This window comes from Streptomyces sp. XY006 (genome assembly GCF_002237655.1).
GTDB lineage: Bacteria > Actinomycetota > Actinomycetes > Streptomycetales > Streptomycetaceae > Streptomyces > Streptomyces levis.
Genome location: NZ_NOKT01000003.1, coordinates 278,241 through 294,176, shown reverse-complemented (window position 1 = coordinate 294,176; position 15,936 = coordinate 278,241). Strand labels below are relative to the sequence as shown.

At 72.3% G+C, this 15,936-nt stretch carries 13 protein-coding genes; 4 read left to right on the top strand and 9 right to left on the bottom strand.

From position 1 onward, the window contains the following. Nucleotides 1–489: 489 nt before the first annotated feature. Both CHR28_RS05810 and CHR28_RS05805 read left to right on the top strand, forming a co-directional pair. The gene (locus tag CHR28_RS05810; RefSeq protein ID WP_094052368.1) at nucleotides 490–2,325 is read left to right on the top strand and encodes a glycoside hydrolase family 3 protein; all 1,836 of its coding nucleotides are present in this window, start codon (nucleotides 490–492) and stop codon (nucleotides 2,323–2,325) included. 113 nt (nucleotides 2,326–2,438) lie between these two features. Continuing rightward, a complete protein-coding gene (locus tag CHR28_RS05805; protein WP_094052367.1) occupies nucleotides 2,439–3,101 on the top strand; it encodes a hypothetical protein in 663 nt (220 codons plus the stop codon). Nucleotides 3,102–3,123: 22 nt separating this feature from the next. Here the strand turns inward: CHR28_RS05805 and CHR28_RS05800 are convergent, their stop codons facing one another. From CHR28_RS05800 to CHR28_RS05780, 5 genes are all read right to left on the bottom strand, one after another. Then, complete coding sequence (locus CHR28_RS05800; RefSeq protein WP_094052366.1) at nucleotides 3,124–3,669, bottom strand: DUF4760 domain-containing protein; 546 nt, start codon at nucleotides 3,667–3,669, stop codon at nucleotides 3,124–3,126. Between the two features lie 96 nt (nucleotides 3,670–3,765). Further along, complete coding sequence (locus CHR28_RS05795; RefSeq protein ID WP_094052365.1) at nucleotides 3,766–5,205, bottom strand: S28 family serine protease; 1,440 nt, start codon at nucleotides 5,203–5,205, stop codon at nucleotides 3,766–3,768. Nucleotides 5,206–5,290: 85 nt separating this feature from the next. Then, nucleotides 5,291–5,683: a hypothetical protein gene (locus CHR28_RS05790; protein WP_094052364.1), complete on the bottom strand. Its 393-nt coding sequence runs from the start codon at nucleotides 5,681–5,683 to the stop codon at nucleotides 5,291–5,293. A gap of 108 nt (nucleotides 5,684–5,791) precedes the next feature. Further along, nucleotides 5,792–9,517 carry an ABC transporter ATP-binding protein gene (locus CHR28_RS05785; RefSeq protein WP_094052441.1) on the bottom strand — a complete coding sequence of 1,242 codons (3,726 nt, stop codon included), beginning with the start codon at nucleotides 9,515–9,517 and terminating at the stop codon, nucleotides 5,792–5,794. Nucleotides 9,518–9,634: 117 nt separating this feature from the next. Next, on the bottom strand, nucleotides 9,635–10,486 hold the full coding sequence (locus tag CHR28_RS05780) for a serine hydrolase (protein WP_094052363.1): 852 nt from the start codon (nucleotides 10,484–10,486) through the stop codon (nucleotides 9,635–9,637). A gap of 190 nt (nucleotides 10,487–10,676) precedes the next feature. On the opposite strand from CHR28_RS05780, the gene CHR28_RS05775 reads away from it, so the two are divergent. Continuing rightward, complete coding sequence (locus CHR28_RS05775; RefSeq protein ID WP_094052440.1) at nucleotides 10,677–11,339, top strand: DUF7691 family protein; 663 nt, start codon at nucleotides 10,677–10,679, stop codon at nucleotides 11,337–11,339. A gap of 74 nt (nucleotides 11,340–11,413) precedes the next feature. Beyond that, nucleotides 11,414–11,821, top strand: coding sequence for an ATP-binding protein (locus CHR28_RS05770; protein ID WP_094052362.1), 408 nt, complete (start codon nucleotides 11,414–11,416; stop codon nucleotides 11,819–11,821). Between the two features lie 93 nt (nucleotides 11,822–11,914). Here the strand turns inward: CHR28_RS05770 and ppk2 are convergent, their stop codons facing one another. The 4 genes from ppk2 to speB all read right to left on the bottom strand — a co-directional run bounded on the left by ppk2 (nucleotide 11,915) and on the right by speB (nucleotide 15,906). Next, nucleotides 11,915–12,871, bottom strand: a complete 957-nt coding sequence (gene ppk2 / locus CHR28_RS05765) for a polyphosphate kinase 2 (protein ID WP_094052361.1) — start codon at nucleotides 12,869–12,871, stop codon at nucleotides 11,915–11,917. Between the two features lie 30 nt (nucleotides 12,872–12,901). Next, nucleotides 12,902–13,144, bottom strand: a complete 243-nt coding sequence (locus CHR28_RS05760) for a DUF6411 family protein (protein WP_094052360.1) — start codon at nucleotides 13,142–13,144, stop codon at nucleotides 12,902–12,904. A 99-nt stretch (nucleotides 13,145–13,243) separates the two neighbouring features. Continuing rightward, entirely contained in the window at nucleotides 13,244–14,929 is a 1,686-nt protein-coding gene (locus tag CHR28_RS05755) for a thiamine pyrophosphate-binding protein (RefSeq protein WP_094052359.1), read from the bottom strand. Next, nucleotides 14,926–15,906 carry an agmatinase gene (gene speB / locus CHR28_RS05750; RefSeq protein WP_053674033.1) on the bottom strand — a complete coding sequence of 327 codons (981 nt, stop codon included), beginning with the start codon at nucleotides 15,904–15,906 and terminating at the stop codon, nucleotides 14,926–14,928. Before speB ends, CHR28_RS05755 begins: the two co-directional genes overlap by 4 nt. Nucleotides 15,907–15,936 lie beyond the last annotated feature (30 nt).

Below are 15,936 nucleotides of genomic sequence, written 5' to 3'. Positions count from 1 at the left end.
GCCCGGTCCGGGACAGGGGCCCGGGCGGCCGGGTCCTCCTGGTTCGGGCCCTCCCGCACGGTCGGCGGCCTGGGGGTGGCAGGAGTGGTCGGTCTTGTTCGCGCGGTGGGTTGATCCAGCCCGCGCGTGCCGTTCGGGTGTGGCTCTCGTGTCCCGGGAGTCCCTCGGTTCTCCGCCGTCCCGACTTGGGGGAATCCGGGGCTCGGCGGGAACCCGGAGCGGATGCGGGTCGTCCAATCGCAGGCCGCCGGAGAGTCACCACGGTGCGGTGTCGGCCCTCGCTGCTGGTGCGATCGCTGACCACCCTCTCCGCCGTACCGCGGCCGGCGGCACCGCCGCCATCGGCGCGCCCCCCTCCAACCGCGCCGGTGGCGGCCCCTCGTTGGTTACTGTGCATTCCCTTGACTGGCAGAAACTTCCCGGTTATTGGTGATCTCCTGGAAGTTTCCTTCAGCGGATCCCAGCGGATCACCTCCGGAAGGAGCGCACGTGCACGACACCGGCACGGCAAGCACGGGAAGCACCGCACAGCCCTCCAGACGCACCCTCCTCGCCGCCGGCGCCGGCGTCACCGCCGCCCTCGCGACCGCCGCCCCCGCCTCCGCGGCCGGCGCCCCGGACGACGCCGGGCTCCGCGCCCTCGTCTCCCGGATGACGCTGGAGGAGAAGGTCGGACAGCTCTTCGTGATGCGGGTCTACGGCCACTCCGCCACCGCACCCGACCAGGCCGACATCGACGCGAACCTCAAGGAGATCGGCGTCCGCACGGCCGCCGAGCTGGTCGAGCGGTACCGGGTCGGCGGCATCATCTACTTCGCCTGGGCCCACAACACCCGCGAGCCGCACCAGATCGCCGACCTGTCCAACGGCATCCAGAGGGCCTCCCTCGCCCTGCCGCGCGGCCTGCCCGTGCTCATCTCCACCGACCAGGAGCACGGCATCGTGGCCCGGGTGGGCAAGCCCGCCACGCTGTTCCCGGGCGCCATGGCCCTGGGCGCGGGCGGCTCGCGCGCGGACGCCCGGACGCTGGGCCGGCTCGCCGGTGCCGAGCTGCGGGCCATGGGCATCCGGCAGAACTACTCCCCCGTCGCCGACGTGAACGTCAACCCGGCCAACCCGGTCATCGGCGTACGGTCCTTCGGCGCCGACCCGCGGGCCGTGTCCGCGCTGGTGGCTGCCGAGGTGACCGGGTACCAGCGGGCCGGGGTCGCCGCGACCGCCAAGCACTTCCCCGGGCACGGGGACACCAACGTCGACAGCCACACCGGCTTCCCCACCATCACGCACAGCCGGGAGCTGTGGGAGAAGCTGGACGCCCCGCCGTTCCGGGCCGCCATCGCCGCCGGCATCGACTCGATCATGACCGCGCACCTGATGGTCCCGGCCCTGGACGGCTCCGGCGACCCGGCCACCCTCTCCCGGCCGATCCTCACCGGCATCCTCCGCGAACACCTCGGCTACGACGGTGTCGTGGTCACCGACTCCCTCGGCATGGAAGGCGTGCGCACCAAGTACGGCGACGACCGCGTGCCGGTGCTCGCGCTCAAGGCGGGCGTGGACCAGCTGCTCAACCCGCCGGACCTGGACCTCGCCTGGAACGCCGTGCTGAGCGCCGTACGCGAGGGCGAACTCACCGAGGCCCGCCTCGACGAATCGGTTCTGCGGATCCTGCGGCTGAAGGCGAAGCTGGGGCTGTTCCGCGCGCCGTACGTCAGTCGGGACGCGGTCGACCGGACCGTCGGGACCCGGGGACACCTCGCGGCGGCCGACCGGATCGCCGAGCGGACCACCACGCTGCTCGTCAACGAGGGGCGGCTGCTGCCGCTGTCCCGGCGCCGGCACCCCAGGGTGCTGGTGGTGGGCGCCGATCCGGCCTCGCCCTCGGGGACGACCGGTCCGCCCACGGGTGTGCTCGCGGGCGCGCTGGCGGAGCTGGGCTTCACCGTCACCGCCCTGCCGACCGGCACCGCCCCCTCCGCCACGACGATCGCGAAGGCGGTCGCGGCGGCGCGGGACGTGGACGCGGTGGTGGCCGCCACGTACAACGTCGCCGCGGGCAGCGGCCAGCAGACACTGGTCGAGCAGCTCGTGGCGACGGGCCGGCCGGTCGTGGCGGTCGCGATCCGCAACCCCTACGACGTGGCCCGGCTGCCGTCCGTGCCGGCCTTCCTGGCCGCCTACTCCTGGACCGACGTCGAACTGCGGGCCGCCGCCCGGGTGATCGCGGGACGGGTGAAGCCGAGCGGGCGGCTGCCGGTCCCGGTGCAGCGGACGGACGACCCGGAGCAGGTGCTGTACCCGATCGGGTACGGGCTGACGTACTAGACGTACGTCATGGAACGGGCGCACCACCCCCAAGGTGCGCAAACCGCCCCGTCTGCCTGGCGTGCGCCCGCCCGTGCGGGTCACGCTGGGCGGGGGAACTCGGGGGGTCGGCGATGCGTGTGAGAAGTGCGGCGGGGGTGGTGTGGGGGCTGCTGGTGCTGCTCGGGGCGCTGCTGACCGGGTGCCAGAGCCCGTCGGGAGGTGTGGCGGAGGACGGCCGGCTGGGCGAGCCGGCCTCCGGGACGGGCCGGACCTCCACGGTGTCGCCGGCGCCGACGCGGCCGTCCGGGTACGGGGCGGTGTTCCTCGCGGTCGGCGAGTGCAGCTCGTTCGGGACGACCAGCTTCTCCGAGGTGCCGTGCACGGGGGAACGGGCGGCGGCCCGGGTCGTGACACGGCACGACGGCACGGTGCGCGACGGGCCGCGCTGCCCGGCGACCACGGACTTCGTGCTGCACATCAGCGAGCAGCGGCCCTCCTCCGACGAGGACGGCGACGGGGCGGTGCCTCAGGGCTACGCCTGCATGCGCAACCTCCAGCCGCCGCACCCGGGCGACCCGGGCGGCGGGGGCGGGCCGCGCACCATCGTCGGCGACTGCGTCTACAGCTCCGGCGACGGGCAGGTCCGCGAGACGGCCTGCGACGGCGAGGGCGAGCGGGAACCGGAGTACAAGGTGACGCGGGCGGTGCCGAAGCGATCCGGCTGCCCCGACTCGACCGCCCTGTACGTACGGCTCGGCGGGGACCGGCCCGTGGGATGCGCCCGGTCGCTGTGAACGGCCTGCGTCCTCGCGCGCCTCAGCGCATCAGCCCTCTGCGGGACAGCCGCCGCCGGGCCTCGGCCATCTGGTCACGGACGTGCTCGGGGGGCAGCTCCGCCGCGAGCCGGGCCAGTTCCTCGAAGGTCGACAGATAGGTTCCGCTGCCGCCCTCGCCCCGCAGCTCCCTCTCCCGCTGCACGAACGGCCGGACGGCCGTCCAGACCGAGACGATCCGGGTGCGCAAAACCGTGACCAGCAGGGTCTGGTCGAGCAGCCCGAAGACGGCGAGGTTGGCGAACGACTGGTAGTAGTACACGACGCTGCAGAAGGCCGTCTTGGCCTCGGCCGGCAGCCCGCGCACCCCGTTCGCCGGGTCGTGCTCGGCCGCCAGGCGGGTGCACACGTAGTCGTGCTGCTCGTGGAACTCCGCGGACCGGAACTCCCTGAGCAGGTCGACCAGCACCGATATGTGGTTGGCGTGCTTCGCGGTGCGGGCCTGCCGTGCGCTGAACACGATGGAGGTCACCACGGCGACGACGGCGATGGCCGTGGTCACGACGTTGAAGACGACAGAGCTGTCCATCCCGTCACCGTACGGAGCATTCACCGCTCGCGCAGGGACATGCGAACCGCCCCCCGGCCCGGAGGCCGAGGGGCGGTCGAGACGGGTGGCTTCCGGTCACGGACGCAGCGTCATCTCCCGCTGCACGTCCCGCTTGTCGAGCTTGGCGTCGAACTTCGCCAGCGGCTTCGCCGCCTGCGGGTCGGCCTGCACCGCGCTCGGGGCGACACCGGCCCAGTCGAGGATGCGGGCGGTGGCGAGCGCCTTCTGCTCGGGCACGAGACCCGCGACGTTGGCGCCGTGGTTCATGCCCGGGGCGGTCATCACGTAGGAGTCCTTCGCGCCCTTGCCGAGGCGGAACGGCTCCGCGCCCCACGGGTCGTTCTCGCCGTAGACGAAGAGCATCCGGCGGGCGTTGTGCCGGACCCAGCTGTCGACGTCCCGCATGGCCTGCGGCTCGAAGCGCATCGGGATGTCACGCGGGACGAAGTTGCGCGGCGGCTGGTAGCCGTAGCGGATGTACTGCTTCTCGACGTGCGGGAAGCGGATCGTCGGCGCGCCGAGCTGCGTGCCGGCCTGGTAGTAGTACGGGGTGTACTGGGCGAGCCCCTGGTCCGTGTAGGAGGAGAAGCCGCCGATGGTGTCGACGGACGTCCAGATCTCGTCGTCCGTCGCCTTGGCCGCGTCCGCCGGGATCAGCTCGTCGTTGCCGCAGTTCGCCAGCGAGTTGTACTGCCAGAAGCCCCACACGTAGTCGAGCACGACCGCCTCGTACGCCTTGTCCAGGCTGCCGATCGTGTCGAAGGTGTAGCCCTCGGCGGCCGCGTACGCCGCGTACTTCTTCTCCAGCGGCTCGCGGCGCACCAGCGCCTCGCGCTGCACGGCGTTCAGCCGGTCGCGGCACTCCTCGGTGCCGACGGTGGCGAAGAAGCGGTCGTAGGCCGAGTCCTCCTTGTTCACCACGTCGTTGGGGGCGACGTAGGCGACGACGCCGTCCATGTCCCGCGGGTAGAAGCGCTCGTAGTAGGTGGCGGTCATGCCGCCCTTCGAGCCGCCCGTGGAGAGCCACTTCTTGCCGTAGATGCCCTTCAGGGCCGTGAAGACGCGGTGCTGGTCGCTGGCGGCCTGCCAGATGTCCAGCTTCGACCAGTCGGCCGGCTGGGGCCGGGACGGGGTGAAGAAGCGGTACTCCAGGGAGACCTGGTTGCCGTCCACGATCTGCGTGGGCTCGCTGCGGCGGGGCGTCGTGGAGACGTTGTAGCCGCTGGTGAAGAACACCGTCGGGCGCGCGACGTCCTTGTGCAGCACGGTGATGCGCTGCTGGAACGTGCCCTTGGACGGCTTGCGGTGGTCGATCGGCTGCGTGTAGTTCAGGACGAAGAAGCGGTAACCCACGTACGGCTTCTCCTCGACCAGGCTCATGCCCGGTACGGAGAGCAGTCTCTCCTTGATGTCAGTGGTGCCGGCCTCCGGCTCGGCGGCGGTGGCCGCCCCGGCCGTGCTCAACGTGCCTATGAGCACCGTGAGCGCCAGCAGCCATCTGAGCGCCTTGCGCATGCGCACTCCCCTGTGAGACAGATGTGCGCCGGAAGCTAGCGGACCAACTCGCCCGAGCACCAGGGGACATAGGGAAAACCCTGTGTCAGCACAGGATCCAGCCGGAGCTGTAACGCCCCGCTCCCACCCGGCCCTTGAGCCAGACGCAGCGGCGCCCGGCGTGCACGGTCACCGGGCCCGCGTGGTAGGCGTACCGGCCCTCGTCGACGACCGGGCGGTTGCCGCGCGCCTGCACGCTCACCTTCATCGTGCGCTTCACACCGGGCCGCTTGGCGAGGGTCACGGCGCAGACGTAGCCGCCGCGCTTGTAGACGAGCACGGTGCCGGTGGAGAACGGCAGCGTGCGGACCTTGCGGCCGGGGCAGTGCGCGGAGGAGGCGGCCTGTGCCTCGCCCGGGGCCACGACCGCGAGCAGGCCGGAGGCGGTCAGCACGGCCAGGCCGAGCGCGAGCCGCCGGCGTGTCGCTCCACTGTCCACTGTCGTCCTCCCGTACCGCGTCGTCCGCGACCATCGGCGTACGGCTGTACGGACGCATGACGTATGTCGGATGGTTGCACGGGCGTTACGGAAACGCGGCCGGGCCCCTCAGCGGGACGCGCCGACGGGCTCCTCCGGCTCGGCGCCGATGAAGGTCCGCCACAGCTGCGCGTACCGGCCGCCGCGCGCGAGCAGCTCCTCGTGCGTGCCGTCCTCGGCGACCCGGCCGTGGTCCATGACGACGACCCGGTCGGCGCGGGCGGCGGTGGTGAGGCGGTGGGCGACGACGAGGGTGGTGCGGCGGCCGGCGAGCCGGTCGGTGGCCTGGTTGACCTGGGCCTCGGTGGCCAGGTCCAGGGCGGCCGTGGCCTCGTCGAGCAGCAGCACGTCCGGGTCGACCAGCTCGGCACGGGCCAGGGCGATCAGCTGGCGCTGCCCGGCGGAGAGGTTGCGGCCGCGCTCGGCGACCTCGTGGAGGTAGCCGCCCTCCAGAGTGGCGATCATGTCGTGGGCGCCGACCGCGCGGGCCGCCGCCTCCACCTCGGCGTCGGTGGCGTCGGGCCGGCCGTAGGCGATGGCGTCGCGGACGGTGCCCTGGAAGAGGTACGCCTCCTGCGGGACGACCCCCAGACGGTGCCGGTACGAGGTGAGGTCCAAGGTGCGCAGATCGGCGCCGTCGACGGTGACCCGGCCGGCGGTCGGGTCGTAGAAGCGGGCCACGAGCTTGACGAGGGTGGACTTGCCCGCGCCGGTCTCGCCGACGAACGCGACGGTCTGCCCGGCCGGGATGCGCAGGTCGACGCCGTCGAGCGCCGCGTCACCCTCATCGGCGGCCCCGTATGCGAAGTGCACCTCCTCGAAGGCGATCTCGCCCCGCAGGGACAGCACCTCACGGGGTTCGTCGGCGGACTTCGTCGACGTGGGCTCCCGCAGCAGCTCCTGGATGCGGCCCAGCGAGACGGACGCCTGCTGGTAGCCGTCGAAGACCTGGGAGAGCTGCTGCACGGGTGCGAAGAACAGGTCGATGTAGAGCAGGTACGCCACCAGGGAGCCGATCGCCAGCGTGCCGTCGTCGACCCGGGCCCCGCCCACGATCAGCACGGCCGCCGCCGCCACCGACGACAGGAACTGCACGAACGGGAAGTACACGGAGATCAGCCACTGGCCGCGGATACGGGCCCGGCGGTAGCTGTCGCTGCGCTCGGCGAACCGCCGCCCGCCGTCGCGCTCGCGCCGGAAGGCCTGCACGATCCGCAGCCCGGAGACCGACTCCTGCAGGTCGGCGTTGACCGCCGACACCCGCTCACGGGCCAGCTCGTAGGCCTTCACGCTGGCCCGGCGGAAGAAGAACGTGGCGATGATCAGCGGCGGCAGCGTCGCGAAGACGACCAGGGCGAGCTGCACGTCGATGACCAGCAGGGCGACCATGATGCCGAAGAACGTGACGACCGAGACGAACGCCGTGACCAGGCCCGTCTGCAGGAACGTCGACAGCGCGTCGACGTCGGTGGTCATGCGGGTCATGATCCGGCCGGTCAGCTCGCGCTCGTAGTAGTCGAGACCGAGCCGCTGGAGCTGGGCGAAGATCTTCAGCCGGAGCGAGTACAGCACCCGCTCGCCGGTGCGTCCGGTCATCCGGATCTCGCCGACCTGGGCCGCCCACTGCACGACCACGGTGAGCAGCGCGAGCAGGGACGCCGCCCACACGGCGCCGAGGGCGGCCTGGGTGACGCCCGAGTCGATGCCGTGCCGGATCAGCACCGGCAGCAGCAGGCCCATGCCCGCGTCGGTGGCGACCAGGGCGAGGCTGACCAGCAGCGGCAGCCCGAAGCCGCGCAGCAGCCGGCGCAGGCCGTAGGACTCCTCCGGCTGGACGGCCCGCGCCTCGTCGACGTCCGGCACGTCGGTGGCCGGGGGCAGCGCCTCGACCTGGGCGAGGAGCTCGGGGGTGGCGGGGCTCTCGGCGAGGGCGGTGTCCTTGCGCTCGCGGTCGCCGCTCCACAGCCGCGGCGTGACCCCGCGCTCGGCGTCGAACTCGGCGTCCAGCTCGTCCCGGACGGAGGTGTCCTCCTCGGGACAGGCGGGCGGGGTGTGGCCCGGGGAGACCGCGCCCAGTTCGTCGGGGTCGGTGAGCAGGCGGCGGTAGAGCGCCGAGCGCTGCTGGAGTTCCTCGTGGGTGCCGATGTCGGCGAGCCGGCCGCCGTCCAGGACGGCGATGCGGTCGGCGAGGTTGAGCGTGGAGCGGCGGTGGGCGATCAGCAGGGTCGTCCGGCCCCGCATGACGCCCTTGAGCGCCTCGTGGATCTCGTGCTCGACCCGGGCGTCCACGGCGGAGGTGGCGTCGTCCAGGACGAGCAGGCGCGGGTCGCTGAGGATGGCGCGGGCGAGGGCGACGCGCTGGCGCTGGCCGCCGGAGAGGGTGAGGCCGTGCTCGCCGACGGTGGTGTCGTAGCCGTCGGGCAGTTCGGCGATGAACCGGTCGGCCTGGGCGGCGCGCGCGGCCTTCTCGATCTCCTCCTGGGTCGCGTCCGGACGGCCGTAGGCGATGTTGTTGCGGACGGTGTCGGAGAAGAGGAACGAGTCCTCCGGGACCAGGCCGATCGCGGACCGCAGCGACTCCAGGGACAGCTCGCGCACATCGTGGCCGCCGACCAGGACGGCACCGCGGGTGACGTCGTAGAAGCGCGGCAGGAGCAGGGAGACGGTGGACTTGCCGGAGCCGGAGGAGCCGACGACGGCGAGGGTCTCGCCGGGGCGGATCTCGAAGGAGAGCCCGTCGAGGACGGGACGGCCGTCCTCGTAGCCGAAGGAGACGTCGTCGAACTCGACGGTCGCCGGGGCGTCGGCGGGCAGTTCCCTGGTGCCGTCGGCCAGGGACGGCTCGGTGTCGATCAGCTCCAGGACGCGCTCGGTGCCGGCGCGGGCCTGCTGGCCGACCGTGAGCACCACGGCGAGCATGCGGACCGGGCCGACCAGCTGGGCGAGGTAGGTGGAGAAGGCGACGAACGTGCCGAGGGTGATGTGCCCGCGCACCGCCAGCCAGCCGCCGAGCGCCAGCATCGCGACCTGGCCGAGGGCGGGGACGGCCTGCAGGGCCGGGGTGTAGACGGAGTTCAGGCGGATGGTGCGCAGCCGGCCCGCGAAGAGCCTGCGGCTGACGTCCCGGAGCTTGCCGGTCTCCTGCTCCTCCTGCCCGAAGCCCTTCACCACGCGCACCCCGCTGACGGCGCCGTCGACCACGCCCGCGACGGCGGCGGCCTGGGCCTGGGCGTACCAGGTGGAGGGGTGCAGCCGGGTGCGGCTGCGCTTGGCGATCCACCACAGGGCGGGCGCCACGGCCAGGGCGACCAGGGTGAGCGGCACGGACAGCCAGGCCATGATCACCAGGGAGATCAGGAACAGCATGAAGTTCCCGATGGTCATCGGGAGCATGAAGAGCAGGCCCTGGATCAGCTGGAGGTCGCTGGTGGCGCGGCCGACGACCTGGCCGGTGGACAGCTCGTCCTGGCGGCGGCCGTCGAGCCGGGTGATCGTGCCGAACATCTCCGTGCGCAGGTCGTGCTGCACGTCGAGGGCGAGGCGGCCGCCGTAGTAGCGGCGGACGTAGGTGAGGACGTAGACGACCAGGGCGGCGCCGACGAGCAGGCCGGCCCAGGTGGTCATGTCCCTGGTGTGGTCGGTGACGACGTCGTCGATGATCACCTTGGTGATCAGCGGGACGAGGGCCATCACGGCCATGCCGGCGAGCGAGGAGCCGAGAGCGAGGACGACGTCCTTCGGGTGACGCCATGCGTACGCCCACAGTCGTCGTGCCCATCCCCGTTTCGGTGTCACGCCGGTGCCTTCCACTCGTCCTGCTCTGCCGGAAGGCACCAACGTCAACGGGGGCGGATTTCATCCCGCCGTAACAGTGCGCGTCCGGTCACGGACACGGCGGTGACGTGGCCGGGCTCAGCTCGCGGCCAGGTCGCGGTGGATGACCTTGGCCACCGCCTGGATGGTGGCGATGCCGTAGTCCATCGTGCTGTTGCCGTGCGTGAGGACGGTCATCGTGTAGTCGTGGCCGCCGCCCTTGAAGGCGCCGATGCTGTGCACCCGCCAGCCGTTCGTGGAGCGCTGCAGCCAGCCGTTCTTGACGGCGACGGTGACGCCCGCGGGCACGCCGTACGGGGTGCCCCAGCGCTGGGACGAGACGACCTGGCTCATCAGCTTGAGGATGTAGGCGCGGGAGTTGTCGCTCAGCACCGTGTTCTTGCCGGTGATGAGCTTCAGCAGCTTCTGCTCGTCGGTGACGGTGATCTGGGTCAGGCCCCAGTAGCCGTCCGCGCCGGGCTTGGTCTGGGTCATGCCGGCCGCGGCGAGGAAGCCCTTGATCTTCGTCATCCCGAGCTGCTTCCACAGGGTGGAGGTCGCGGCGTTGTCGGACTTGGTGATCATGGCCTTGGCGAGGGTGTTCTCGCGGTCGGTGAGGTACCGGTTCGTCTTCTTGGCGTCCCACAGCAGCGTGGCGAGGACGGTGACCTTGACGACACTGGCCGAGTCGTAGGCCGAACTCGCGCGCAGGGTGCAGGTGGTGTTGGTGCTGCGGTCGTGGAGGCCGACGGCGACGGTGCCCTTGCGGGTGGCGAGCGCGGCGGTGATGTCCTTCTTCAGCTTCTCGGCCAGGCCGGCCTTGGCCGAGGTACAGGTCACGGCCGGGGTGGCGGCGGCAGCGGGCGCGGCGGCGGCGACGAGCGGCACGAGCACACCCGTACCCACGGCCGCCGCCAGCACTCTGGCGCGGCGGGATATCCCAGGAGTCATGCACGTCTTGACTCACGGACCCGCCGCAAGGGTTGTAGGCGTTGCCCAAGGCTTGTGCGATTCGTTACCGGGCGCACGGCACGGCGGTCGAGGGCCGCGACTACAGCAACAGCGTGGACTCCGGGTGGAGTTCCGGGACGGAGCGGGACTTTCCGGCACAGTCGGACCGGTCGGCCGGGCGTCCCCGATCATGGACACCGGTGTCCGGCGACCGGGTGAAGGGAAGCACAGGGTGGGCTACTGCCTCGAGATGAGCACCGGCGACATGAGAACGGTGGTGCGGCTGCTCACCGCGGTGGAGCGGACCGAGCAGCAGGAGCGCACGCTCGCCCGGATCCGCACGGAGTGCGAGCGCACCGACGCCCGGTTCGAGGAGCAGGGCATCACCCTCGACGTGTCCATCGGCCGGGCCCTGGACGAGCTGGTCGAGGGCGCTCCGAGCACCGACCTGTGCCCCGCGTACAGCTACGCCTTCTACCAGGTGGTCGCGGCCCACTTCTCCGACCCGGCCGACCTCGGTGCCTGGCGGCGCCCGGCGTGGTTCTCCACCCTGGACGACGAGCTGGCCCGGCACGGCGTCCCGTCCGGCCTGCTCCCCGGCACCTTCCTGTTCAGCGGTCCGCCGCTGCGCCTGCCCCACCCCGGTGACGCCGTACCGGCCATCGGCACCCTGCCGGCCCGGCGGGCCGCCGCGCTCGCCCGGACCTACACCTCCGTGCTGGACCGGCTCGCCCCCGAATTCCGGGACGGGGCAGCACGATTGGCCGACGCCATGCGGTTCGAGGCGCGGCAGTGGGAGAAGGCGCGCGGGCCCGGCAGGAACCCGGACACGCTGCTGTTCTGGTTCCACTGACCCCATGTCTGGTGGTGCGGCCGCCGGGTACCCGGACGGGGCAGGGCTCGGACCGAGGGAGATGAGGTCGTGCGGTGGCGGTGAAGGCGATGGGTTGGGCTCATTCGTTCCCCATGTCCGAGGGGGTGCGCGCCGGGCGGGACTGGACACGCGAGCGCCTCGCGACCCTGCCCTGGGCGGCCGCGGAGCCGGACACGGTGGACGCCGTCGTGCTGGCCGTCTCCGAGCTGATCACCAACGCGCACGTCCACGCCCACAGCGACGCCCATCTGGTCCTCACCTGGGACGGCGACTGCCTCCATGTGAGCGTCCACGACGAGGACCCGAACCTGCCCCGCCCGCGCCGGTCCGCGCCGGAGGACGTCGGCGGCCGTGGCGTGGCCATCGTGCAGCAGCTCGCCGACGAGTGGGGGATGCGCTGCCAGCGGCACGGCAAGTCGGTGACCGCGTGCTTCCGCCCCGCGGACGCCACCGCCGAGTGACACCCCCGGCCCCGGCATCGCAGAGTCACGCCCCCTGGAAATGCCAGGGGGCGTGACCGGGCCTGGAGTGGAGACGGACTGAGTCGGTCCGCCTCAGTCGGTCTCCGGGTGCCGGCCGGGCCCCTCGGCACCGGAGGACAGCGGGGTGGGTGACAGGGTCGTGTCCTCCTCACCGGGCTCCAGCAGGGTGTCGGCGGCGCCGACGATGAGCGGGTCGGGCGTGCCGACCGCCTCGGGGTCCTTGCTGGCGTAGTCGATGCGCGACAGCAGGCTGCGCATGGTCTCCAGACGGGCACGCCGCTTGTCGTTGCTCTTGACCACGGTCCAGGGGGCGTGCGCGGTGTCCGTGGCGCGGAACATGTCGACCTTCGCCTCGGTGTAGTCGTCCCACAGCTCCAGTGAGGCCAGGTCGGTCGGGGAGAGCTTCCACTGGCGCACCGGGTCGACCTGCCGTATCGCGAAGCGGGTGCGCTGCTCCGCGCGGGAGACGGAGAACCAGAACTTCACCAGCAGGACGCCGTCGTCGACCAGCATCCGCTCGAACGCCGGACACTGGTCGAGGAACAGCTGGTACTCGTCCTTGGAGCAGAAGCCCATCACCCGCTCCACGCCGGCCCGGTTGTACCAGGAGCGGTCGAAGAAGACGATCTCCCCGGCCGTGGGCAGGTGCGCGATGTACCGCTGGAAGTACCACTGGCCCATCTCGCGCTCGGTGGGCTTGTCCAGGGCGACCACGCGGGCGCCGCGCGGGTTGAGCCGCTCGGTGAGCCGCTGGATCGTGCCGCCCTTGCCCGCCGCGTCACGCCCCTCGCACACGACGACCACGCGGGCGCCGGTGTCCTTGACCCACCGCTGGAGCTTGAGCAGCTCGATCTGCAGGATGCGCTTGGCCCGCTCGTACTCCTTGCGGCCCACCTTGCGGTCGTACGGGTAGTTCTCCTGCCAGGTGCGGATGGGACGTCCCTCGGCGTCCAGGACGATCGGCTGCTCGCGTCTGCTGTCGTCGACGGTGAGCCCGTCGAGCAGCTTGTCGGCGTCTTCGGCGTTCATGTCCCCGCTCCCGCTGTGCCCGCGCGCCGGTCAGAAGGGCAGTCGGCCGCGGGTGCGGCGGCCGGCCGAACCACTGCGGCTCACCGCGCGCGAGCTGGTGTGGAAGGGCTTGCTGAACAGCCGGCCCAGCGGGCCGGGCGCCTTGCCGCCGGCCCGGGCGCCGGCACCGAGCGTGCGCTGGGTGCCGCGTTCGGGATGGCGGGACAGGCGCGGGACGAGAAAGGCCAGGACGGCCAGGACGACACAGACGGCTATGACGGCGGCGATGACCATGATGTGCTCCCCTTCGCTGGTCGGCGGATACACAGGTGCCCCGTCCCGGCCCTCCCATGTGAGGAGCGGGGAACTCCGCCCGGCCGGTCGGGCCGCGGCTCAGTCCAGGTGCGTCGGCGCGAACATCCGCAGCACGGCGGGGAGCAGCACCACCGACGGCCCAGGGGTGCGCAGCGCCTTCGCGAGGTCCTGTTCCAGGTTCTCCGGGGTGGTGCGGATCCCGGGTACGCCGAAGGACTCGGCCAGGGCCACGTAGTCGGGCCGGGTCAGTTCGGTCGCGGTGGCCTCGCCGAACGCGTCGGTCATGTACTCGCGCAGGATGCCGTAGCCGCCGTCGTCGACGATCAGCCAGGTGACGTCGAGGTCGTACTGGCGGGCCGTCGCCAGCTCGGCGATCGAGTACAGGGCGCCGCCGTCGCCGGAGACGGCGAGGACCGGCCGGGTCGGATCGGCCGCGGCGGCGCCGAGCGCGGCCGGGAAGGCGTAGCCGAGGCCGCCGGCGCCCTGGGCGGAGTGCAGGTGGTTGGGCCCCTTGGCGTCGAAGGCCGACCAGGCCCAGTAGGCCAGGATGGTCATGTCCCAGAAGGACGGGGAGTCGGCCGGCAGCGCCCTGCGCACCGAGGCCAGCACGTCCTGCTCCAGGGTCAGGTCCTGGGCGGCGATGCGGTCGGCGACCTTGGCGAGCACGTCCCGGACGCGGTCCGCCGCGGTCGCGTCCTCGCGGGGTGACACCGTCTCCAGCAGCGCCTGCAGGGCCAGCCGGGCGTCCGCGTGGATGCCGAGGGCGGGGTGGTTGGACTCCAGCTTGCCGAGGTCGGCCTCGATCTGGATCATCCGGCCGCGCGGGTGGAACGTGTGGTAGTTCGAGGAGAGTTCGCCGAGCCCCGAGCCGACGACCAGGAGGACGTCGGCGTCCTCCAGGAAGTCGGTGGTGTGCCGGTCCTCGATCCAGGACTGCAGGGACAGCGGGTGGTTCCAGGGGAAGGCGCCCTTGCCGCCGGGGGTCGTGACGACCGGCGCCCGCAGCGTCTCCGCCAGCTGCCTCAGCTTGCCGGACGCGTCCGCGCGGACCACTCCCCCGCCCGCGATGATCGCCGGGCGGGCCGCCTTCGACAGCAGGTCGGCGGCGACGGCGGTGAGCTCGGGGCGGGGCGGCAGCTCCTCGGGGAAGGCGTCGCCGCCCGTGACCACCGGGATCGCCGTCTGCGCGAGCAGCACGTCCTGGGGGATCTCCACCCACACCGGCCCGTGCGGGGCGGTCAGCGCGGACTTCCAGGCCGCCTCGATCGCGGAGGGGATCTGCGACTGGGTGCGGACCGTGTGCACGGACTTCACCACGCCCCGGAACGACGCCGCCTGGTCGGGCAGTTCGTGCAGGTAGCCGTGGCGGCCGCCGCCCAGGCCCGCCGTCGGGACCTGGCTGCTGATCGCCAGCACGGGCGCGGAGGCGGCCGCCGCCTCCTGGAGCGCGGCCAGCGAGGTCAGCGCGCCCGGCCCGGTCGACAGCAGCAGCGGCGCGGCCTCGCCGGTGATGCGGCCGTAGGCGTCGGCCGCGAACCCGGCGTTGTTCTCCACCCGCAGGCCGATGTAGCGCAGGTCGGAGCGGCGCAGCGCGTCGAACATGCCGAGCGCGTGCTGGCCGGGCAGACCGAAGACGGTCGTCGCGCCCAGGGCGGCCAGGGTCTCCACGACCAGGTCTCCGCCGTTGCGGCCGTCGGGAGGGTTGAGGGCGGCCTCCGTCTGGGCGGGCGTCGGGCGGAGCACCAGGTCGTGGTCGTGGGTCACTTGGCTTCCGAGTCCTTCCGGGCCGCGGCGATCTGGCGGGACATGATCGTGGTCAGTTCGTACGCCGTGTGGGAGGCGGCCACCGACGTGATCTCCGCGTGATCGTACGCGGGGGCCACCTCGACGACGTCCGCCGAGACCAGGTTGCAGGACGCCAGCCCGCGCAGGATCTCCAGCAGTTCGCGCGAGGTCATGCCGCCGGCCTCGGGCGTGCCGGTGCCGGGGGCGTGGGCCGGGTCGAGGCAGTCGATGTCGATGGAGATGTACAGCGGCCGGTCGCCGATGCGCTGGCGGAGCTGGTCGGCGACCTCGTCGGCGCCGCGCCGGTAGACGTCGGCCGAGGTGACGATGCCGAAGCCCATCTTCTCGTCGTCGGTGAGGTCCTGCTTGCCGTACAGCGGGCCGCGGGTGCCGACGTGGGAGAGCGCCTCGGTGTCGAGGATGCCCTCCTCGACCGCCCGGCGGAACGGGGTGCCGTGCGTGTACTCGGCGCCGAAGTAGGTGTCCCAGGTGTCCAGGTGGGCGTCGAAGTGCAGCAGGGCGACGGGGCCGTGCTTCTTCGCGACCGAGCGCAGCAGGGGCAGCGCGATGGTGTGGTCGCCGCCGAGGGTCATCAGCCGGGCGCCCGTGCCGAGCAGGTCGTCCGCTGCGGCCTCGACGGTCTCCACGGCCTCGTTGATGTTGAACGGGTTCACGGCGATGTCGCCGCCGTCCGCGACCTGCGCGAGGGCGAACGGGGAGGCGTCCTGCGCCGGGTTGTAGGGGCGCAGGAGCCGGGACGCCTCGCGGATCGCGTTGCCGCCGAAGCGGGCGCCCGGCCGGTACGAGACACCCGAGTCGAACGGCACGCCCACGACGGCGACGTCGGCGCGGCCGACCTCGTCCAGCCGGGGCAGCCGGGCGAAGGTGGCGGGGCCGGCGTACCGCGGGACGCGGGAGGAGTCGACGGGCCCGCGGGGAGTCTCGTTGCTGCTCATGGAGAAATGCCTTCTTTCCTACGCTTCATC